Origin of the sequence: Sinorhizobium chiapasense, assembly GCF_036488675.1 — a bacterium.
In the GTDB taxonomy this organism is placed as follows: domain Bacteria; phylum Pseudomonadota; class Alphaproteobacteria; order Rhizobiales; family Rhizobiaceae; genus Sinorhizobium; species Sinorhizobium chiapasense.
This window is the reverse complement of record NZ_CP133152.1, coordinates 152,747-173,243: the sequence shown is the minus strand read 5'-3', so window position 1 is coordinate 173,243 and position 20,497 is coordinate 152,747. Positions and strand designations below refer to the sequence as shown.

At 62.3% G+C, this 20,497-nt stretch carries 17 protein-coding genes; 12 read left to right on the top strand and 5 right to left on the bottom strand.

Features of this window, described 5'->3' with window-relative positions:
- Positions 1 to 20: 20 nt before the first annotated feature.
- Entirely contained in the window at positions 21 to 1,349 is a 1,329-nt protein-coding gene (locus tag RB548_RS25505; RefSeq protein ID WP_331376551.1) for a dicarboxylate/amino acid:cation symporter, read from the bottom strand.
- A gap of 228 nt (positions 1,350 to 1,577) precedes the next feature.
- On the opposite strand from RB548_RS25505, the gene RB548_RS25500 reads away from it, so the two are divergent.
- The 5 genes from RB548_RS25500 to RB548_RS25480 all read left to right on the top strand — a co-directional run bounded on the left by RB548_RS25500 (position 1,578) and on the right by RB548_RS25480 (position 8,933).
- Positions 1,578 to 3,446: a sensor histidine kinase gene (locus RB548_RS25500; protein ID WP_331376550.1), complete on the top strand. Its 1,869-nt coding sequence runs from the start codon at positions 1,578 to 1,580 to the stop codon at positions 3,444 to 3,446.
- The gene (locus RB548_RS25495; protein ID WP_331376549.1) at positions 3,443 to 4,813 is read left to right on the top strand and encodes a sigma-54-dependent transcriptional regulator; all 1,371 of its coding nucleotides are present in this window, start codon (positions 3,443 to 3,445) and stop codon (positions 4,811 to 4,813) included. Before RB548_RS25500 ends, RB548_RS25495 begins: the two co-directional genes overlap by 4 nt.
- A gap of 166 nt (positions 4,814 to 4,979) precedes the next feature.
- Positions 4,980 to 5,921, top strand: coding sequence for an AraC family transcriptional regulator (locus RB548_RS25490; protein WP_331376548.1), 942 nt, complete (start codon positions 4,980 to 4,982; stop codon positions 5,919 to 5,921).
- A 333-nt stretch (positions 5,922 to 6,254) separates the two neighbouring features.
- Entirely contained in the window at positions 6,255 to 6,713 is a 459-nt protein-coding gene (locus RB548_RS25485; protein ID WP_331376547.1) for a (2Fe-2S)-binding protein, read from the top strand.
- Positions 6,714 to 6,716: 3 nt separating this feature from the next.
- On the top strand, positions 6,717 to 8,933 hold the full coding sequence (locus RB548_RS25480) for a xanthine dehydrogenase family protein molybdopterin-binding subunit (RefSeq protein ID WP_331376546.1): 2,217 nt from the start codon (positions 6,717 to 6,719) through the stop codon (positions 8,931 to 8,933).
- A 267-nt stretch (positions 8,934 to 9,200) separates the two neighbouring features.
- On the opposite strand, the gene RB548_RS25475 is transcribed toward RB548_RS25480, so the two are convergent.
- Complete coding sequence (locus tag RB548_RS25475) at positions 9,201 to 9,860, bottom strand: methyltransferase family protein (RefSeq protein ID WP_331376545.1); 660 nt, start codon at positions 9,858 to 9,860, stop codon at positions 9,201 to 9,203.
- Between the two features lie 144 nt (positions 9,861 to 10,004).
- On the opposite strand from RB548_RS25475, the gene RB548_RS25470 reads away from it, so the two are divergent.
- Positions 10,005 to 10,759, top strand: a protein-coding gene (locus RB548_RS25470) for an IS5 family transposase (RefSeq protein ID WP_331376544.1) whose coding sequence is annotated in 2 segments (ribosomal slippage) — positions 10,005 to 10,338 and positions 10,338 to 10,759 — 756 coding nt in all. Because the reading frame shifts where the segments join, the coding sequence is not laid out codon by codon here.
- An 85-nt stretch (positions 10,760 to 10,844) separates the two neighbouring features.
- Here RB548_RS25470 and RB548_RS25465 read toward each other — a convergent pair.
- A complete protein-coding gene (locus tag RB548_RS25465) occupies positions 10,845 to 11,747 on the bottom strand; it encodes a hydrogen peroxide-inducible genes activator (protein WP_331376543.1) in 903 nt (300 codons plus the stop codon).
- A 282-nt stretch (positions 11,748 to 12,029) separates the two neighbouring features.
- On the opposite strand from RB548_RS25465, the gene katG reads away from it, so the two are divergent.
- Both katG and RB548_RS25455 read left to right on the top strand, forming a co-directional pair.
- Positions 12,030 to 14,210 carry a catalase/peroxidase HPI gene (gene katG / locus RB548_RS25460; RefSeq protein WP_331376542.1) on the top strand — a complete coding sequence of 727 codons (2,181 nt, stop codon included), beginning with the start codon at positions 12,030 to 12,032 and terminating at the stop codon, positions 14,208 to 14,210.
- Between the two features lie 260 nt (positions 14,211 to 14,470).
- Positions 14,471 to 14,647: a hypothetical protein gene (locus tag RB548_RS25455; RefSeq protein ID WP_331376541.1), complete on the top strand. Its 177-nt coding sequence runs from the start codon at positions 14,471 to 14,473 to the stop codon at positions 14,645 to 14,647.
- A gap of 154 nt (positions 14,648 to 14,801) precedes the next feature.
- Here RB548_RS25455 and RB548_RS25450 read toward each other — a convergent pair whose 3' ends face one another.
- Positions 14,802 to 15,203, bottom strand: a complete 402-nt coding sequence (locus RB548_RS25450) for a hypothetical protein (RefSeq protein WP_331376540.1) — start codon at positions 15,201 to 15,203, stop codon at positions 14,802 to 14,804.
- 69 nt (positions 15,204 to 15,272) lie between these two features.
- Between RB548_RS25450 and RB548_RS25445 the strand changes: the two genes are divergently transcribed.
- The gene (locus RB548_RS25445) at positions 15,273 to 17,333 is read left to right on the top strand and encodes an ATP-dependent helicase (protein ID WP_331376539.1); all 2,061 of its coding nucleotides are present in this window, start codon (positions 15,273 to 15,275) and stop codon (positions 17,331 to 17,333) included.
- Between the two features lie 90 nt (positions 17,334 to 17,423).
- Here RB548_RS25445 and RB548_RS25440 read toward each other — a convergent pair whose 3' ends face one another.
- Positions 17,424 to 17,828: an EF-hand domain-containing protein gene (locus RB548_RS25440; protein WP_331376538.1), complete on the bottom strand. Its 405-nt coding sequence runs from the start codon at positions 17,826 to 17,828 to the stop codon at positions 17,424 to 17,426.
- Between the two features lie 361 nt (positions 17,829 to 18,189).
- Here RB548_RS25440 and nuoH point away from each other — a divergent pair, with 361 nt between their 5' ends.
- The 3 genes from nuoH (at position 18,190) to RB548_RS25425 (ending at position 20,448) form a co-directional block, all read left to right on the top strand.
- Positions 18,190 to 19,176, top strand: a complete 987-nt coding sequence (gene nuoH / locus RB548_RS25435) for an NADH-quinone oxidoreductase subunit NuoH (RefSeq protein ID WP_331376537.1) — start codon at positions 18,190 to 18,192, stop codon at positions 19,174 to 19,176.
- A 117-nt stretch (positions 19,177 to 19,293) separates the two neighbouring features.
- Positions 19,294 to 19,860: an NADH-quinone oxidoreductase subunit I gene (locus RB548_RS25430; RefSeq protein ID WP_331376536.1), complete on the top strand. Its 567-nt coding sequence runs from the start codon at positions 19,294 to 19,296 to the stop codon at positions 19,858 to 19,860.
- A 147-nt stretch (positions 19,861 to 20,007) separates the two neighbouring features.
- A complete protein-coding gene (locus tag RB548_RS25425) occupies positions 20,008 to 20,448 on the top strand; it encodes a CBS domain-containing protein (RefSeq protein ID WP_331376535.1) in 441 nt (146 codons plus the stop codon).
- Positions 20,449 to 20,497 lie beyond the last annotated feature (49 nt).

Below are 20,497 nucleotides of genomic sequence, written 5' to 3'. Positions count from 1 at the left end.
GCGTTGCCCTGGGAGGCAAGTTATTCGGCGGGCTGGATGACCGCCGGGATGTTTTCGACGGCAGGTGCTTCACCGCCGAGTGCGGCGGCGAGCTGCGCCTGATCGAGCTCACCTTCCCACTTCGCCACGACGACCGTGGCGACGGCATTGCCGACGAAATTGGTGAGCGCGCGGCATTCCGACATGAAGCGGTCGATGCCGAGGATCAGCGCCATGCCGGCGACCGGTACGGAGGGCACGACCGAGAGCGTCGCGGCAAGGGTGATGAAGCCCGCGCCGGTGATGCCGGCGGCCCCCTTCGAACTCAGCATGGCGACAAGCAGCAGCAGGATCTGGTCACCGAAGGAGAGCGGGATATCCGTCGCCTGCGCGATGAAGAGCGCGGCGAGCGTCATGTAGATGTTGGTGCCGTCGAGGTTGAAGGAATAGCCGGTCGGGATGACGAGGCCGACGACCGAGCGCTTGCAGCCTGCCTTCTCCATCTTGTTCATCAGGCCCGGCAGTGCCGCCTCCGACGAGGAGGTGCCGAGCACGAGCAGCAGCTCTTCCTTGATGTAGCGGATCAGCGCGACGATCGAGAAGCCGTTGTAGCGTGCGACCGCGCCAAGCACGATGAAGACGAAGAGGAAGGAGGTGAGATAGAAGGTGCCGATCAGCATGGCGAGGTTGGCGATCGACGCCACACCGTACTTGCCGATGGTGAAGGCCATCGCACCGAAGGCGCCGATCGGGGCGGCCTTCATCAGGATCGCCACCAGGCGGAAAATCGGCAGCGTCAACGCATGCAGGAAGTCGACCACCGGCTGGCCTTTTTCGCCGACCATGGCAAGCGCAATGCCGAACAGAACCGAGATGAACAGCACCTGCAGGATGTCGCCCTCGGCGAAAGCGCTGACCAGCGTCGTCGGAATGATGTTCATGAGAAAGCCGGTGACCGACTGCTCATGCGCCTTTTCGGTATAGGTGGTCACCGCCTTCATATCGAGCGAGGCCGGATCGATATGCATGCCGGAGCCAGGCTGGACCACATTCGCGACAATGAGACCGACGATGAGCGCGAGCGTCGAGAAGGTCAGGAAGTAAATCATCGCCTTGCCGGCGACGCGCCCGACCTTGGCGAGATCGGTCATGCCGGCAATGCCGGTCGCGACCGTCAGGAAGATGACCGGCGCGATGATCATCTTGACGAGCCTGATGAAGGCGTCGCCCAGCGGTTTGAGCTCGGTGCCGACATCCGGATAGAAATGCCCAAGCAGGATGCCCGCAGCGATCGCCGCGAGCACCTGGACATAGAGATGGCGGTAAAGGGGTGTCTTGCCGCGGACCTCCGCGGAATGTTCTGCGATCATGATAATCCTCCACGCGGGCCTAGTCCGGCAATGGGCCGGGCCTCCCAGGCCACTTTTCCGAAGAACGACAGCACCCGCTGTCATGCGGAAGAAATTGCAACAGCCGTGCCAGATTAGAGACGCGCAAACAACCCGTTGATTCTTAATCGCTTTAATTTTCAGCGCTCGATAATCTGTGCCGGAGTGGGCGGAAATCCGCACAGTTCAATTGGCACGCTGGGCGAAAAGATGCACAATATCGCCATGACCATTCCCCTCAAAAATGATCTCGGCGATCTTCAGCGTCGCGCCCGGCGGTCGTGGTCGATCTTCGCGCTCGTTGCGGTCGCGCTGCTTGCGTCCGGCTTTTTCGCCGCCGGCGAATATGGGCGGACGAATGCGCTCCGCACACTGACAGACCAGAGCCGCATCGACGCCAGCCTCAAGGCGTCGTTGTTGCGCGCCGTCGTCGAAAAACAACGCGCGCTGCCGCTGGTGCTCGCCGACGACACGGCGATCCGCCAGTCGCTTCTCGCGCCGGACGCGCCTGCGCTCGACCAGATCAACCGCAAGCTCGAGGCGCTTGCCGCAAGCGCCGGCGCAGCGGTCGTTTACCTGATTGGAAGGGATGGCGTCGCCGTCGCCGCCAGCAACTGGCGGGAGCCGACGAGCTTCGTCGGCAGCAATTATGGTTTTCGCGACTATTTCCGGCTGGCGATCCGCGACGGCCAGGCCGAGCATTTCGCCATGGGTACGGTCAGCAAGCGGCCGGGCCTCTACATTTCCCGCCGGATCGATGGGCCGGCAGGACCGATCGGCGTCATCGTCGCCAAGGTCGAGTTCGACGGTGTCGAAACGGACTGGGCGAGCGCGGGCAAGCCGACCTATGTCACCGATCGCCGTGGCATCGTCCTCATTACCAGCCTGCCGTCCTGGCGCTTCATGACGACCAAGCAGATTCCCGCGGAACGGCTGGCGTCGATCCGTGAAAGCCTGCAATTCGGCGACGCACCCCTGCTGCCGCTGCCCTTCAGCCAAATCGAGGTAGAGGCCGATGGTTCCTCCACCCTCAATGCCCTGCTCCCGGGCAGCCACGCCGAGACGTTCCTGCGCGTCGAAACGCTGGTGCCGTCGACAAACTGGCGCCTGGAGCAATTGTCTCCGCTTGCCACGGCGCTGTCGGCAGGCGCACGCGAAGCAAGGCTGCAGATGCTCGCGATCCTGGTGCCGGTCCTCGCGCTCGCGGCCTTGCTCGTGCGCCGGCGCCAGATGGTCGCCTTTCGTTCGGCGGCCGAACGCGCGGCCCGTAACGAGCTCGAGGCGCGCGTCGAGGAGCGGACGCGTGACCTCACCATGGCCCGCGATCGCCTCGAGACGGAAATCGCCGACCATCGGCAGACGACCGAAAAGCTGCAGGCCGTTCAACAGGACCTCGTGCAGGCCAACCGGCTGGCGATCCTCGGGCAGGTCGCCGCCGGCGTCGCGCATGAAATCAACCAGCCCGTCGCGACGATCCGCGCCTATGCGGACAATGCGCGCATTTTCCTCGATCGCGGCCAAAGCGCGCCCGCCACAAAAAACCTCACCAGCATCGCCGAGCTTACCGAGCGCGTCGGGACAATCACCGACGAGTTGCGCCGGTTTGCCCGCAAGGGAAACTTCGTCGCCGAGCCGACCGAGATGTGGGAGGTGATCGAAGGGGCGATGCTCCTGCTTCGCAGCCGCTTTGCCGGCCGCATGGATACGATCAGGATCTCTTTTCCTCCGAACGGCCTCAAAGCCATGGGCAATCGAATCCGCCTGGAACAGGTGCTGATCAACCTTCTCCAGAACGCGCTGGAAGCCCTCGGTGACGCAGAGAACGGCGAGATCAGGGTGCGCTGTGCCGAAACCGAGCGCGGTATCGAACTGACGGTTGCCGACAACGGTCCGGGCATTCCGGAGGATGTTCGCGATGAACTCTTCACGCCCTTCAACACGTCTAAGAAAGACGGGCTCGGCCTTGGACTGGCGATCTCCAAGGAGATCGTCGCCGACTATGGCGGCGATATCGCGGTCGAGACGAGCGCGTCCGGAACGACATTCACAGTTCATTTGAAAAAGGCTCAAGCGCGATGAGCGATGCCGCTTCCGTTTTCCTGATCGACGACGACCGCGACCTGCGCAAGGCGATGCAGCAGACCCTTGAGCTCGCCGGTTTTGCGGTCTCGCCCTTCGCCAGCGCGCTCGAAGCGCTTGAAGTCCTAAGCCCCGAATTCGACGGGGTTGTCATCAGCGACATCCGCATGCCGGGCCTCGATGGGCTCGCCTTCTTCCAGAAGGTGGCCGCCCTCGATCCGGATCTTCCCGTCATTCTGGTCACCGGACATGGCGACATCCCGATGGCCGTGCAGGCCATGCAGGACGGGGTCTACGATTTCATTGCCAAGCCCTTTGCTGCCGATCGGCTCGTCCAGAGCGCACGGCGCGCCGAGGAGAAGCGCCGCCTGGTGATGGAAAACCGCGCGCTGCGCCGCGTGGCGGAAGCCGCCTCCGACAGCCTGCCGCTGATCGGCCAGACGCCGGTGATGGAACGGCTGCGGCAGACGCTGAAGCACATTGCCGACACCGACGTCGACGTTCTGGTCGCCGGCGAGACCGGCAGCGGCAAGGAAGTGGTTGCCACTCTGCTGCACCAGTGGAGCCGGCGCAGGAACGGCAATTTCGTCGCGCTCAACTGCGGCGCGCTGCCGGAAACGGTGATCGAGAGCGAGCTCTTCGGCCACGAACCGGGCGCCTTCACCGGAGCCGTGAAAAAGAGGATCGGCCGGATCGAGCATGCAAGCGGCGGCACGCTGTTTCTCGACGAGATCGAGGCAATGCCGCCGGCAACCCAGGTCAAGATGCTGCGCGTGCTCGAAGCGCGCGAGATCACCCCGCTCGGCACCAACGCGACGCGCCCGGTCGACATCCGGGTCGTCGCCGCCGCCAAGGTCGACCTCGGCGATCCGGCGGAACGCGGCGACTTTCGTGAGGACCTCTACTACCGGCTGAATGTCGTGACGCTTTCGATCCCGCCGCTGCGCGAACGGCGCGAGGATATCCCGCTGCTCTTCTCGCATTTCCTGACCCGGGCGGCGGAACGTTTTCAGCGCGACGTTCCCGCGGTTTCTCCGGCTGTGCAGCACCACCTGATGTCGCATTCCTGGCCTGGCAACGTGCGCGAGCTGTCGCATTTCGCCGAACGTGTGGCGCTTGGCGTTGAAGGAAACCTCGGCAAGCCGCTCCCCCCGGCGGCGGAGGCCGGGGCCTCGCTCCCGGAACGGCTGGAGCGCTACGAGGCCGAGATCCTGAAAGAAGCCCTGACGGCGCATCGCGGCGACGTCAAGGAAACGCTGGAAGCGCTCGGCATTCCGCGCAAGACCTTCTACGACAAGCTGCAACGCCATGGCATCAACCGGGCCGACTATGTCGAGCGGCCCGCCCCGGCGAACAACCGAGACTGACGTGGGTTGGTCGCCAAGCCGGCGGCCGGAAGCGATACGGCCGTGACGCTTGCCTAATCGTGTCGAGATCAAAATATTGTGATAAGATTAGCGGTCGACAACCAATGAAGATACGGCCCAATAAGGACACGGCCCAATGAGAATACGGCGATCGAGTGAGGCAACCATGCACAAACGCGACCTGCGTGAGGAAACGGCGCCCCTTCGCGCCCAGATTCTCGACAGGCTCTCGCAACTGCCGTGGGATGGGGTTCGCTACAGCCACTCAATCCCGGGGCTTTCCCTCTACCGCATCACCGAGCCAGCCGGCCCGTTTTCCAGTGTCTCGGAGCCCAGCCTGTCGCTGATCCTCAAGGGAAGCAAGCGCGTCAAGGTCGGCAACGAAACGCTCCTCTACGACGAGTCCTGCTTCTTCGTGACCGCCATCGGCCTGCCCATGACCGGCCAGATCTGCGAGGCGAGCAAGGGCGAACCCTATGTGGCCGCCACCCTGCGCCTTGATCTTGAGAAACTCCGCCGGATCATCACCGATTACGACATACAGCCGACGGACATGCCCGAGCGCGACCTCGGCGTCGTCGTCGGCGCCGCGACACCGGAACTGTTCGACGCCCTGTTGCGGCTGATTTCACTCATAAACTCGCCGGAGGACATCCCCTTCCTGGCCAACCATGTTCAAAACGAGATCCTCTATCGGCTGCTTACCGGCGAGCAAGGGGCGCGGCTTCGGCGCTTCGCACTCACCGGCACCAACAGCAACCGCGTGGCAAAGGCGGTGGCATGGCTGAAGGAAAATTATGCCCGGCCGTTGCGCATCGAAGACTTGGCGGAAGTCGCGAACATGGGCGTATCGACGCTCCATCACCATTTCCGCGCTATGACCGCAATGAGCCCGTTGCAGTTCCAGAAGCATCTGCGGCTGCACCACGCCCGGGAACTGATGCTTTCGCAGTCGCTCGATGCGGCAACGGCCGCCGCGCGCGTCGGATACGAGAGCCCGACGCAGTTCAGCCGGGAGTATCGACGCGCGTTCGGCCACCCACCAATGAGAGACATCAGGGAAATCCTGAACTCCAGCGAACCGAGCAGGCGCGACTCGATCGACTAGAGCATCCCGCTTTCAAGCGGAATCACTGAAAGCGGATAAGATGCTCTAGAATCAAAGTGCTAGAGCGTCCTTTGTGCGTTCACTTGAACGCACGGCGCTCTAGAAAACGGCGCGGCGCGGCGCCTAAATCGATTGTCCAGACGCGACACGGCGGCCTCACCCATGATCACAATTGCGTCAGGTCGAGAGTATTAGGCAATAATCCGACAGGATCGACCCTACCGCCTCGGGGGATCGTCTCCTAAGCTTTGGCCGCAGCCTGGCGAATGGCTGCGGCGCGGAAAGCGGCATGTCCGAAATGCCGGGGACCGCGCCTAACGCGAGGAGACCATCATGGCAATTGTGACGATCAACGGCGTCGAACATTCGGTCGAGGCCGAGGCGGATATGCCGCTTCTTTGGGTGATCCGCGATCTTGTGGGACTGACAGGTACGAAGTTCGGCTGCGGCATGGCGCAATGCGGTGCCTGCACCGTCTATGTCGACGGTGCGCCGGTCCGGTCCTGCCAGACGCCCATCGGCGACATCGAAGGCGCCGAGATAACCACCATCGAAGGGCTCAAGGGCAAGGTCGCGGAAGCGGTCCAGGCCGTCTGGGCCGATCTCGACGTCCCTCAGTGCGGCTACTGTCAGTCGGGACAGATCATGTCGGCGACAGATCTTCTGACCAGCAATCCGAAGCCCAGCGACGAGGACATCGACGCTGCGATGGCGGGCAATCTCTGTCGTTGCGCCACCTATCATCGAATTCGTGCCGGCATCCATGAAGCCGCAAAGCGCCTGGAGGGCTGAGCCATGATCCCGAGACTGATGCAATCGGTTACCCTCCCCGCAGCAGGGGTCCACGCGTCGCGGCGGCAGTTCCTCATCGGCGCGCTCGCTGCCGGCACCGGTGTCGCCGTCGGCTTCCACCTCCTGCGTGCATCGCCAGCGGCGGCAAGCGAGACGACGTCGGCAGACGGCGCGCACTCCTTTTCCCCCTATCTGACAATCGACGGGGACGGAAAGGTGACCGTACTCTCGTCGCAGTTCGAGATGGGGCAAGGCTCCTATAACGGCATTGCCACGCTGGTAGCGGAAGAGCTCGACGCCGACTGGTCGACGATCGAGGTGAAGGGAGCCGCCGGCAATATCAAGGCCTACGGCAATCTCGCCTTCGGCGGCGCAATACAGGCAACCGGCGGCTCGACCTCCATGGCGTCCTCCTGGGAGCGCTATCGCAAGGCAGGTGCCGCGGCCCGCGCGATGCTTGTCGCTGCAGCGGCCTCCGAGTGGGGCGTCGATGCGGCGGAAATCACCGTCGAGAACGGCATTCTTGCCCATCCCTCCGGCAAGAGCAGCGGCTTCGGCGCCTTTGCCGCCAAGGCGGCGGCCGTGCCGGTGCCCGGCGACGTCAAGCTCAAGCAGCCTGGCGACTGGAAGCTGATCGGAAATGCTGGCTTGAAGCGCTTCGACAGCGCCCGCAAGGCGAACGGGACGGAGCAATATACGATCGACGTCAAGCTGCCCGGCATGCTGACGGCCGTGATGATCCACCCGCCCCTCTTCGGCGCGAAGGCGAAGTCCTTCGACGCCTCTGCCGCCCGCGCCGTCAAGGGCGTGGTCGACGTCGTCGAAACCCCGCGCGGCATCGCCGTGATCGGCGAACACATGTGGGCGGCGATCAAGGGACGCGAAGCCGTCAAGGTGGAATGGGACGACGCGGTGGCGGAAAAGCGCGGCACGAAGGAGTTCATGTCCACGTACCGCGATCTCGCGAAGAAAGCGCCGGCTGCAGTTGCCCGCAAGGACGGCGACGCCGACGCCGCCTTTGCGCAGGCTGCGAAGGTCATCGAAGCGAGTTTCGAGTTCCCCTACCTGGCGCACGCCGCCATGGAACCGCTCAACGCCGTCGCGCGCATGAATGAGGACGGCACGCTCGAGGTCTGGGGCGGGCACCAGTTCCCGGACGTCTACCAGAAGCTTGCCGGGGAGATCGCCGGAATTGCTCCCGAGAAGGTCCTCCTTAACGTCATGAAGTCGGGCGGCAGCTTTGGCAGGCGGGCCGTGTTCGACGGCGATGTCGTCGTCGAGGCCGTGCATGCGGCCAAAGCCATCGGCTTCCGCGCGCCCGTAAAGGTGCAGTGGACGCGGGAGGACGACATGCGCGCGGGCCGCTATCGCCCCGCCTATGTGCACACACTCAAGGCGGGCATCGACGCGGAAGGAAAGCTGGTCGCCTGGAACAATCACATCGTCGGCCAGTCCATCATGGCGAAGACGGCATTCGAGGGAATGGTCAAGAACGGCGTCGATCCGACATCGGTGGAAGGGGCGAACAACCTCCCCTATGCCATACCGAACCAGATGGTCGGCCTCACGACCACCGATGTCGGCGTCCCGGTCCTGTGGTGGCGCTCGGTCGGCTCGACGCACACCGCCTTTGCGGCCGAAACCTTCCTGGACGAGGTTGCCGAGGCGGCGGGACGCGACCCGGTGGAGTTCCGTCTGTCCCTGCTCGAGCCGCAGTCGCGCCACGCGACCGTGCTCAAGCTGGCGGCGGAAAAGGCGGAATGGCAGAAGCCGTTGCCCGAAGGCCGCTTCCGAGGCGTCGCCCTCGCAGAGAGCTTCGGCTCTGTGGTGGCACAGATCGCCGAGGTCTCGACTGACGGGAATGGCCAGATCAAGGTCGAACGCGTGGTCGCTGCGGTTGATTGCGGCCTGGCGATCAACCCGGACCAGGTCCGCGCGCAGGTGGAGGGCGGCATCGGCTTCGGGCTCGGCGCCATACTGGGCGAGGAAATCACGCTGACGGACGGCAAGGTCGATCAGGGCAATTTCGACATGTATACGCCGCTCAGGATCGACGCCATGCCAAAAGTCGAAGTCCACATCGTGCCCTCGGCCAATCCTCCCTCCGGCATCGGCGAACCGGGCGTTCCGCCGATCGGCCCGGCCGTTGCCAATGCCGCCTACAAGGCGCTCGGCAAGCGGATCCGCATCATGCCGTTCTCGAAATCGCTCAACGCATAGTCTCTTGTGCCCGGCCGCCACCCCTGGCCGGGCATTCGACCTAGAGCATCCTGCTTTCAGGCGAATCACGGAAAGCAGAAAAGATGCTCTAGGGTCAGGACCTATTAATCTGGCATCAACTGCCAAGAGCCATCGCTTTCGGAATAGGCCACGCGTCGATTGCAGACATCGGAACCAAAACGTGAGCCCAAGGGACCACGGCAAAAATTAGCTGCATTGGCAGGCCGCGACGACCTTCGAAGCAGGCTTCCTAAGGAGGTTTGGCTCTCACCAAATACCCGGGAGAAGCCGCCATCGGACCCGCGCGGCGTAATCCGAATAGCCCGCAAGCTCCGCGCGAAGAATTCGGTCCTCCGTGATGGTGCGGTAGAGCAGAAACGGCAGGCTAAAGAGCACAACGAGCGCAGCCGCAAGCCACGATCCGAGCGCGGGTCCGCTCGCCCCTATGATCAGGAATCCAGCGGTGTAACCAGGGTGGCGGACGAAGGCATAAGGCCCCGTGCTGACGACGTGCTGGCCGCGGTCGGTCTGGATGCGAATGACTGAGGAGAAAAACCGGTTCACACGCATAGCCCATAGTGCAAGGGCGTAGCCGGCCGCGACCGTGAACAGGCAAACGCCCTGAAGCCAATCGGGCACGTTGTCGCTCCAATGGAAACGGCCACGGTCAAGCCCGGCAACGATCCAATGCATGAACAGAACGAGCGAGAAGACCCTCAGCGAGAGCGGCGGCTTCTTGCCACCCGGCCGCATGCGTTCGCGCAGGAGCTCCGGATCGAGCGCCGCGAACGAAACGATCATGACGATCGCGAAGATTGCGAGATAGGCCCAAAAGCCGGGGACAGCGATCGTGCCGGCCGCTGCGAACAATGCGGCAGCCGCGGCGACCACAAACAAACCTGCCTTGAAGTAAGCCGAGACGGGCATCGCTACCTACCACCCCAAAGGAGGAGCGAAATGCGGTGTCCAGTTTACCCCGATCCCTGGCTTGGGCCAACAGGGGACGGTGGCATTTGCCACTTGCGGCGTCATCGACGGATTGATTCAATGGTTGCGCAAGGAGGCGCTGCCATGAGTGATTTGATGCTGTTGTCTGAGGCGCAGATGCGCCGCATTAAGCCATACTTTCCATTGTCGCACGGTATTCCGCGAGTGGACGACCGCCGGATCATCAGTGGTATTGTCTTCGTTATTCGGAACGGATTGCGCTGGCGCGACGCGCCTAAAGAATATGGTCCCCACAAGACGATTTATAATCGCTTCATCCGATGGAGCAGGCTTGGTGTGTTCAGTCGAATCTTAGCCGAACTCGCAGCCAGACGCGGCAAGCCGGAACAATTGATGATCGATGCTACCCATTTGAAAGCACATCGGACGGCAGCCAGCCTGTTAAAAAAGGGGATGTTCCTAGACGTATCGGGCGGACCAAAGGTGGTTTGAATTCGAAACTACACGCGGTGTGCGATGGCCAGGGCCGACCTTTGATCATGTTGCTAAGCGAAGGCCAGATGAGCGATTTCAGAGGGGCCGCCCTTATGCTCAAAGCCTTGCCCAAGGCCAAAGCAATGCTTGCAGACAAGGGATACGACGCCGATTGGTTTCGAAATGCGCTGGCTGATCGCAGAATCACCGCCTGCATTCCGTCAAAGGCCAACAGAAAGGTCCCAATCCCGCATGATGTTGTGTTCTACAAGCAACGTCACAAGATCGAAAACATGTTCGGAAAACTCAAAGACTGGCGTCGTATTCACACTCGATATGACCGCTGCGCCCACACCTTTTTCTCAAGCATATGCATAGCAGCGGCGGTGATCTTCTGGCTCTGATTAGTGAGTCCTGACCCTAGATTCAAAGTTCCAGAGCGTCCTTTGCGCGTTCACTGAACGCGCGGCTCTCTGGCACGCGAAAAAGTCAGGTTGCGCAGCGCGCTTGTGCTGCCTGACGAACGACCTCGGCAATCTGCCGGAGTTGCTTGGCCAAGGGGCTTGTCTTGCGCCAGATCATGCCGATCGTGCGCGACGGCTGGGGGCTCTCGAAGCGAGCAACAGACACGGACGCCGAGCGCGTTTCCACCGGCACGGCCATTTCCGGGATCAGAGTGACACCGATGCCGGCGCCGACCATTTGGACCAGCGTGGATAGAGAGCTACCGTCCAGCAATTCCCGCGGCAACGCCGAACGCATGTTGCAGAACGACAGGGCCTGATCGCGAAAGCAATGCCCCTCTTCCAGCAGAAGCAGCCGCATTTCACGCAAGGTTTCGCGACTGGGCACCGGCCTTCCCTCGTCCTCATCGGGCCGAACCAGCACGAAATTCTCCTCGAACAGCGCAACCTCGGTCAAGGACGGTTCGGAAATCGGCAGCGCCACGATGGCCGTGTCAAGCCGGCCCTCCAAAAGGTCCTGAACCAGCTTCGACGTCACGGTCTCGCGAACGTTGATATCGAGCCCGTCATACATGCGGGTGAGATTACCTATGATCTGTGGCAGCAGGTAGGGGGCGACCGTCGGGATGACGCCGATCCGCAGCCGTCCCGCCAGCCGGTCCTGCGAGGCACGCGCCAGGTCTCCAAGTTCATCGACGGAACGCAGGATGTCGCGGACGCGCAGGGCAAGCACTTCTCCGAAGCTGCTGAGCCGCACCTGACGCGCGCCTCTTTCGAACAGCTCCGTGCCCAGCGCTTCCTCCAGTTCCTTGATCTGCACCGACAATGCGGGCTGAGAGATCGCGCAAGCATCCGCCGCGCGCCCGAAATGGCCGTATCGTGCCAATGCCTCGAAATAGCGAAGCTGCTTGAGTGTGAAATTGATCATAACCGCACCTTATCGCAGCGATCAGGAAATCCAACTTAAATTAATGAAACCCTTTTGGTACATTGCTTAAGCTGCAAAGCGAACAGCCAACGTCTCGCCTCGAATTCCGACGGCGGGAGGGTCACCGATGTCCTGACTGACCGTTGGCACTCAAGGCTGTTTTGCTCGGAGGGTCTTTCCCAAGAGAACCTCGAGCAAAGGGACATTCCATGTGTCCGGCGCACCCGCGCTGGCCATGAAACCGGACCAGCACAATTCGTGTAATTACAATGGGAGACCGAAATGGACGCAAAAGCCGAAAAAACGGGCCGCTGCCCTGTCGTGCACGGCACGTCGAACCGCGACTGGTGGCCCAACCAGTTGAACCTGAAAATTCTCCACCAGAATTCGTCGCTCACCAATCCCATGGGCGAGGCGTTCAACTACGCCGAGGAGTTCAAGAAGCTCGACCTGAATGCCGTCAAACAGGATCTCTACGCGCTGATGACGGACAGCCAAGACTGGTGGCCGGCCGACTTCGGCCATTACGGCGGGCTTCTCATCCGCATGGCCTGGCATAGCGCGGGCACCTATCGCACCGGCGATGGTCGCGGCGGCGCATCCTCCGGCACGCAGCGCTTTGCGCCGCTCAACAGCTGGCCGGACAATGCCAATCTCGACAAGGCGCGCCGGCTGCTCTGGCCGATCAAGCAGAAATACGGCAACAGCATCTCCTGGGCCGACCTGATGATCCTCGCCGGAAACTGTGCGCTGGAATCGATGGGCTTCAAGACCTTCGGCTTCGGCGGCGGCCGTGCCGATGTCTGGGAGCCGGAGGAAGACATCTATTGGGGCATGGAGACCGAATGGCTCGGCGACAAGCGCTACACGGGTGACCGCGAGCTCGAGAACCCCCTTGCCGCTGTGCAGATGGGTCTGATCTATGTCAATCCGGAAGGACCGAACGGCAACCCCGATCCGATCGCGGCCGCGCGGGACATCCGCGAGACGTTCTCGCGCATGGCCATGAACGACGAGGAGACCGTCGCCCTCATCGCCGGCGGCCACACCTTCGGCAAGACCCACGGCGCGGGCGATGCCGCGCTCGTCGGCCCGGAACCCGAGGGTGCCGGCATCGAGGAGCAGGGCCTCGGCTGGAAGAGCGGTTACGGCAGCGGCAAGGGCGGCGATACCATCACCAGCGGCCTTGAAGTCACCTGGACGTCGACGCCGACGAAGTGGAGCAACAACTTCTTCTGGAACCTGTTCGGCTATGAGTGGGAGCTGACCAAGAGCCCGGCCGGCGCGCATCAGTGGAAACCGAAAAATGGTGCGGGCGCAAATTCCATACCGGATGCGCACGACCCGTCGAAGCGTCATGCGCCGTCCATGCTGACCACCGACCTTGCGCTCAGGGTCGACCCTGCCTACGAGAAGATCGCAAGACGCTTCTATGAGAATCCGGATCAGTTCGCAGACGCCTTTGCCCGGGCGTGGTTCAAGCTGACGCACCGCGACATGGGTCCGAAGGTCCGTTACCTCGGCCCGGAGGTCCCGGCAGAGGAACTGATCTGGCAGGATCCGGTCCCGGCCGTTGATCACCCCCTGGTCGACGCGGCGGACATTGCCGGCCTCAAGGCCAAGATCCTCGCGTCGGGCCTCTCCGTCTCCGACCTTGTCTCGACGGCCTGGGCATCGGCTTCGACCTTCCGTGGCTCCGACAAGCGTGGCGGGGCAAACGGCGCGCGCATCCGCCTTGAGCCCCAGAAGGACTGGGAGGTCAACCAACCCGCCCAGCTCGCGAAGGTTCTGGATACCCTTGAAGGCATCCAGAAGGCCTTCAACGAGGCGCAGTCCGGCGGCAAGAAGGTCTCGCTCGCCGACCTGATCGTTCTCGGCGGCGCCGCCGCGATCGAGGAGGCCGCAAAGGCCGCCGGGCACGATGTGGACGTGCCCTTCGAACCGGGCCGCACGGATGCATCGCAGGAGCAGACCGATGTGGACTCCTTTGCCGTTCTCGAGCCGATCGCCGACGGCTTCCGCAACTACCAGAAGGCCCGATACGCCGTTTCGGCGGAGGAGCTTCTGGTCGACAAGGCGCAACTCCTGACGCTGACCGCGCCCGAAATGACGGTTCTCGTCGGCGGATTGCGCGTATTGAACGCGAATGTCGGACAATCCCAGCACGGCGTCTTCACCAAGCGCCCCGGGGCGCTCACCAACGACTTCTTCGTGAACCTGCTCGATATGGGCACGGAGTGGAAGGCGTCCACGGAAGCCCAGGACGTGTACGAGGGACGCGACCGCAAGAGCGGCGAAGTGAAGTGGACGGGCACCCGCGTCGACCTCGTCTTCGGTTCGAACTCCGTGCTTCGTGCGGTCGCGGAAGTCTACGCGCAGCAGGACTCGCAGAAGAAGTTCGTGCGCGACTTCGTGGCGGCCTGGAACAAGGTGATGAACGCCGATCGCTTCGACCTTGTCTGATCCTGGCCGAATCCGCCGTCCCGCGTAGGGGTCGGCACGCAAACAAAAAAGGTCCCGGCAATTCGCCGGGACCATGATTCGTGGTTGGGCCGCTCCGGGCGGCCATCAAACCCGCTGAGGGTTTCAAACCACAGCTCACTGAATGGGCATTCCCAGCTGCCCGGCTCGCCATCGCGGAACGCTCACACGAGACATTTATGCGGAGGTTGACAAGACTGTGCTTGAATGAGAACATAACATGAACATTCGGGGAGTTTACCATGACCCATGCCGAAGAAGTCATAAACCGCGCCATGGCCGCCGTCGCCGCCTCTCGCGTCCGGCGAGAGCGCGAAGAGGAACGGCGCAGACAGATCTTTGGGCGGATCCAACTCACTCCGCCCCTGCCTCAACTGAAGCGCGGCGGTGCGCAGCTTTCGCTCAATCTGGACAGTTAAGCGCATGTATGACGATGAGGCATCGACGGGGAATCGACCTGGCACCGCGCGGAGATACCGCGGAATCCGCCTCGACCCTGGAGACGCTGCCCGAATGGTATGTGCTCGTTGCCAGGTGCGGGAAATGTCGGCATCAGGCGCCGATTGATCGTCGTCAGGTTGCCAGAACGCGCGGTGGCAGCACATCCTTGATGGCCATTGCAGGCATGCTGAAATGCCGGCAATGCGGAAACGCCGAGGGAAATGAGCTGCTGCTCGGCAGGCTCCCGCGCGATTGACGTCGGGAATTGCAATGTGCGCACACATCTTCGTTGCCCGCCCAATGTGGTGAGGGGAAACCGGCTTGGCGATCGCCTGCCGCACGTTTGCCGCAACTCAGGGTGTTACAGCGGCCTTTGCGCGTCATAAAAGCCGCGCGGGCGCTGTAGAAATGTTCATTTGCTGGGGGCTTTTGCCACTGTTGTCGTTTTTCAGCTTGACCGCGCCCACTGCACGTTTCCTTAAATCGGAGCCGATTCAAGGACAATAAATGCAGCCATTCAAAGTGCTGCAGCATCCTTTTCGCGCCTGAGACGCGCGACGCCGCGGGTGCTGAACCGGATGCGGAACGAACATGGCAGGGCGAATGAGCGCAGCTTACCTTGAAAAACTGAACGACAGGCAGCGCAGCGCCGTGGAACACGGTATCGGACCGGACCGCGACATTGTCGGTGGACCCTTGCTGATTATCGCCGGAGCGGGATCGGGGAAGACCAACACGCTCGCTCACCGGGTCGCTCACCTGATCGTCAATGGAGCAGATCCCCGCCGCATCCTGCTCATGACCTTTTCGCGCAGGGCCGCGGCTGAAATGTCACGCCGCGTCGAGCGCATTTGTGCCCAGGTGCTCGGTGCCGGTTCCGGCGTGATGACGGACGCGCTTGCCTGGGCCGGCACGTTTCATGGCATCGGGGCGCGGCTGCTCAGGATCTACGCCGAGCAGATCGGCCTGAACGTCGATTTCACCATCCACGACCGCGAGGACAGCGCCGACCTGATCAACCTCGTCCGGCACGAGCTCGGTTTCTCGAAGACCGAAAGCAGGTTTCCGACGAAGGGCACATGCCTGGCGATCTATTCGCGAGCGGTGAATTCGCAGACGTCGCTGAACGACGTGCTCCGGAACTGGTATCCCTGGGTTTCTGGCTGGGAGACCCAGTTGAAGGCGCTGTTCGCCGGATATGTCGAAGCCAAGCAGGCGCAGAACGTTCTCGATTACGACGACCTGCTTCTCTATTGGGCGCAGATGGTGACCGACCCGACACTCGCCGCCGACATCGGCGGCCGGTTCGACCACGTGCTTGTCGACGAATACCAGGACACCAACAGGTTGCAGTCTTCCGTCCTGATGGCGCTGAAGCCCGGCGGGCGCGGCCTGACGGTCGTCGGCGACGACGCACAGTCCATTTATTCCTTTCGGGCCGCGACCGTTCGCAACATCCTCGACTTTCCGAAGGAGTTCTCCCCGCCCGCGGACGTCGTCACGCTCGATCAGAACTACCGTTCGACGCAAACGATCCTCGCGGCCGCCAATGGCGTCATCGAGCTGGCCCGCGAGCGGTTCACCAAGAATCTCTGGACCGACAGACAGTCGGCGGAGCGTCCGAAGCTGCTGACGGTCAAGGATGAGAACGATCAGGCGAACTATATCGTCGAGCAGGTCCTCGCCAACCGTGAGACCGGAATGCGCTTGAAGCAGCAGGCCGTCCTGTTTCGCACCTCGAACCACAGCGGTCCTCTCGAGGTGGAACTCACCCGCCGCAACATCCCCTTCGTGAAGTTCGGCGGCCTGAAGTTCCTCGACTCGGCCCACGTGAAGGACATGCTCGCGGTGCTGCGTTTCGCACAGAACCCACGTGACCGCGTCGCCGGATTTAGGCTGCTTCAGATGCTCCCCGGAATCGGGCCGCAAACCGCCGGCAAGATCCTGGACGCGATCGCGGCCGACCCCGAGCCGCTGATGACCCTCGGCGAGGTCCCTTCCCCGCCCAAAAGCGGGGACGATTGGGCGCGTCTCGTAGAACTGCTGCAGGGTCTCCGCAGGTCCGGGTGGCCCGCAGAACTCGCCATGGTGCGCACCTGGTACGAGCCGCATCTCGATCGCATTCACGAGGACGGCGAGACACGGAAGGCCGATCTTCTGCAACTTGAGCAGATCGCTTCCGGTTATCCGAGCCGCGAACGTTTCCTGACGGAACTGACGCTCGATCCACCGGATGCGACCAGCGACCAGGCGGGTGTGCCGCTGCTCGACGAGGACTATCTGATCCTGTCGACCATCCATTCGGCCAAAGGGCAGGAGTGGCGCGCCGTCTTCATGCTCAATGTGGTCGACGGCTGCATTCCGTCTGACCTCGGAACGGGGACGACCCATGATCTCGAAGAGGAACGTCGACTGCTCTACGTCGGCATGACGCGGGCCAAGGACAGCCTGACCCTGGTGGTCCCGCAGCGCTTCTTTACCGCCGGCCAGCACGCCCAGGGCGATCGCCATGTCTATGCGAGCCGGACGCGGTTCATTCCCGCGACGCTCCTGCAGTTCTTCGAGACGGCAACCTGGCCCGTGGCCAGCCCGACGAGCGCCGAGCGTACCGCTCTGCAGATCCGGATTGACGTCGCCGCGCGCATGCGCGGCATGTGGCAATAGGGGCGGGAATCGATGGCGTTCATGATTTTGGGTCGATTCGGCCCAAAATCATTATCCGCTTTCAGTGATTCCACTTGAAAGCGGGATGCTCTAGGGCCGCATGAATGCCTGGACCTCTTCGGTGGAAACCTTCCCGTCCTTGTTGGCGTCCACCTTGTCGAAGATTCGCTTGTGGATGGCCGACACCTCCTCGAAAGAGAGGCTGCCGTCCCCGTCCGCATCAGCGATGGCGAACATTATCTTCATCATGTGCCCGCGCATGGCCATCATCGGCATGCGGCCCATCATGCCCCTGCCCATCATACCTTGGCCCATCATGTCCTGGCCCATCATGTCCCGCTCGCGAGGCCGATCGCCGTCCCGCATCATGCCTTCGGGCGGCGGATCACGGCGGGGCTCTTCGCCCTCGGTTGTTTGCGCGCTGGCGCCAGCACTCACGCCAAGCGCGATAAGACCGGCAACAGCAGCCGAACGCAGCAATACAGTCGGTATCATGGACTCCTCCTTCCCGTCAGGGACTGTCAGAACCGTTCGAAGCCATCGGCGTTCGTCGCCGATGGCTGTTATTATACCCTAGATCGGCGACAGGCTCGCGACCTTGCACCTGATCAAATTGTCGGGAAAAACTGCCTATGGGAGCGTTGGCCTCGGACGCTACCGCATGTTTCCTTACGCGCGGCGCTGTAGTGACGCGGGACCCGACATGCCGCAGGCGGTCGCGGCAGAACTGTGACGCCATTGTGTGTCGTGCGCCGCCGTTGTACCGTGCAGATAGACAAGCGCGCAGATTGCCAGTGGATGGCCGGCGTCAAAGTCCGGCCACGCGTTTCAACCCGTTGGATAAGCAGCCGCGGACATGGAACTTATCGTCGCCCTTGGCCTGATCGTTTTCAAGGTCGCGTTGCTGATCGCAATGCTGCTGCTCCTGCCCTTGCCGCTGACCTGGCTGGAACGCAAGATCGCCGGGCACATGCAGCAGCGGATGGGGCCGATGCGCGTGGGGTGGCACGGGCTGCTGCAACCGGTGGCGGACGGCATCAAGCTCCTGACCAAGGAGGACCATATCCCGGCCGAAGCCGACCGCTTCCTGTTCAAGCTGGCGCCGATCCTGGCGCTCGCGCCGCCCTTTGTGGTGTTCGTCGCGATCCCCTTCGGCGAGAGCGTCTCGGTGCTCGGCAACGAGATCTCCCTCTACGTTTCCAACCTGAACGTCGCGCTCCTTTTCGTCTTCGCGGTGATCGGGCTCGAGGTCTATGGCGTCATCTTCGGCGGTTGGGCCGCAAACAGCAAATATGCGGTGCTGGGCAGCCTCAGGACCTGCGCGCAGATGATCAGCTACGAGATCCCGATGGGGTTCGCCGTCATCGGCGTGGTCATGCTGGCGCAATCCATGAGCCTCTTGGACATCGTCCGGGCCCAAGCCGATGTCTGGTACATCGTCTACCAACCGGTCGGATTCTTCGTGTTCTTCGTCGCGGGACTTGCTGAAGCGCAGCGCATTCCCTTCGATCTGGCAGAAGCGGAAGGCGATCTGGGGGCCGGCTTCCATACCGAATACAGCGGCATCCGCTTCGCATTCTTCATGATCAGCGAATACGTCATCATGCTGCTCGTGTCGGTCCTCTCGGTGATCCTGTTCTTCGGCGGCTGGAACGGCGTGCTGATCCCCCTGCCGCCGCTCCTCTGGTTCGTGCTCAAGGTGGCGTTCTTCGTCTATCTGTTCATGTGGTTTCGCTTCACCTTCCCGCGCTATCGCTACGACCAGCTGATGGCGATCGGGTGGAAAGTCTTGCTTCCTCTGTCGATGGCGAACATAATTATTACAGCTATTGTATTCTCCTAGGGGCCGGGAGTGGCTCCCTGCAGCATCCTCAGTCGCAGACCAAGGTCGCTGTAGCACTTTAAAGGGCCGCATATTTCCTCCTTGGTCGATCCAGGAGACAGCGGCAGCGGGGCGGCGATGTCGCGCGCATGGGACAGAACTGGAACATGGATCGGCTGGGCGTTCTTCTCCGATCTGTCGAGCGCCCTGGCGCTGACCCTCGGCTACATGTTCTCCAGAACCGTGACCATGCAGTACCCGGACAAGGAGAAATGGCTGCCCTATTCCCGTTATCGCGGGCATCACTTCCTCAAGCGTGACGAAGAGGGCGAGATCAAGTGCGTGGCCTGCGAACTCTGCGCGCGGATCTGTCCCTGCGACTGCATCGAAGTCGTTCCCTACGAGGACGACAAGGGCAACCGACGCCCCGCCAAATTCGAGATCGACACGGCCCGGTGCCTGTTCTGCGGATTGTGCGAGGACGCCTGCCCGGCAGATGCAATCGCCCTTGGCCAACAATATGAATTCTCGAGTTTTTCCTCGCGCGACCTGGTGATCGGGCGCGACGATCTGCTCGCCAAACCCGGTAAGGCGGCGACCGGTGGCGGCGTGGTTGCCGCCCGCCTTGACACGAAGAAGGACGTTCTGGTGGAGGCGAGCGAGCCGCAGGGCTACAACTGGTGGCGGAATATCCGGCGGACGTGAACGCCCGTCAGTTGTCAACCCCGGGGCGAGCGCATGATTCCTTAAATCGCAGGCGATTTACGGGTAAAATCATGCGCCAATTCAAAGTGCTACAGCGACCCTTGTGCCTTTGAAAAGACGCACGGCGCTGCAGGGCAGGAGGCTCAAATGTTTGTCGGCGAAATCGTGAAGAACAAGGGGGTCGGGGTCATCGCGGTCACGCCCGCCCACACCATGGTGGAAGTGCTGCGGCTGTTTCGCGAAAGCAATATCGGCTTCGTGGTCGTCAGCGGTTCGCCCGGAGAATACCTGGGTACGCTGTCGGAACGGGATTGTTGCAATGCGGTGGCCGAACACGGGGCCGAGGCGGCGACGATGCGGGTTGCAGACATCATGAACCGCAGCGTGGCGACCTGTTCGACACAGGATTTGCTGCCCTACGTGATGGCGATGATGACCCAACGGCGTACGCGCCATGTGCTGGTCTTGGAGGCAGACGTCGTTGTCGGCGTGGTCAGCATCGGCGACGTGGTCAAGCACAGGCTCGACGAAGCGTTGCGCACGGAGCAGGACCTGCACGATTACATTTGCGGGACCCACTACCACTGACGAAAAATCGAAATCGATTGTAGATGCCCCGGGCAGCTCGAGGATGCTA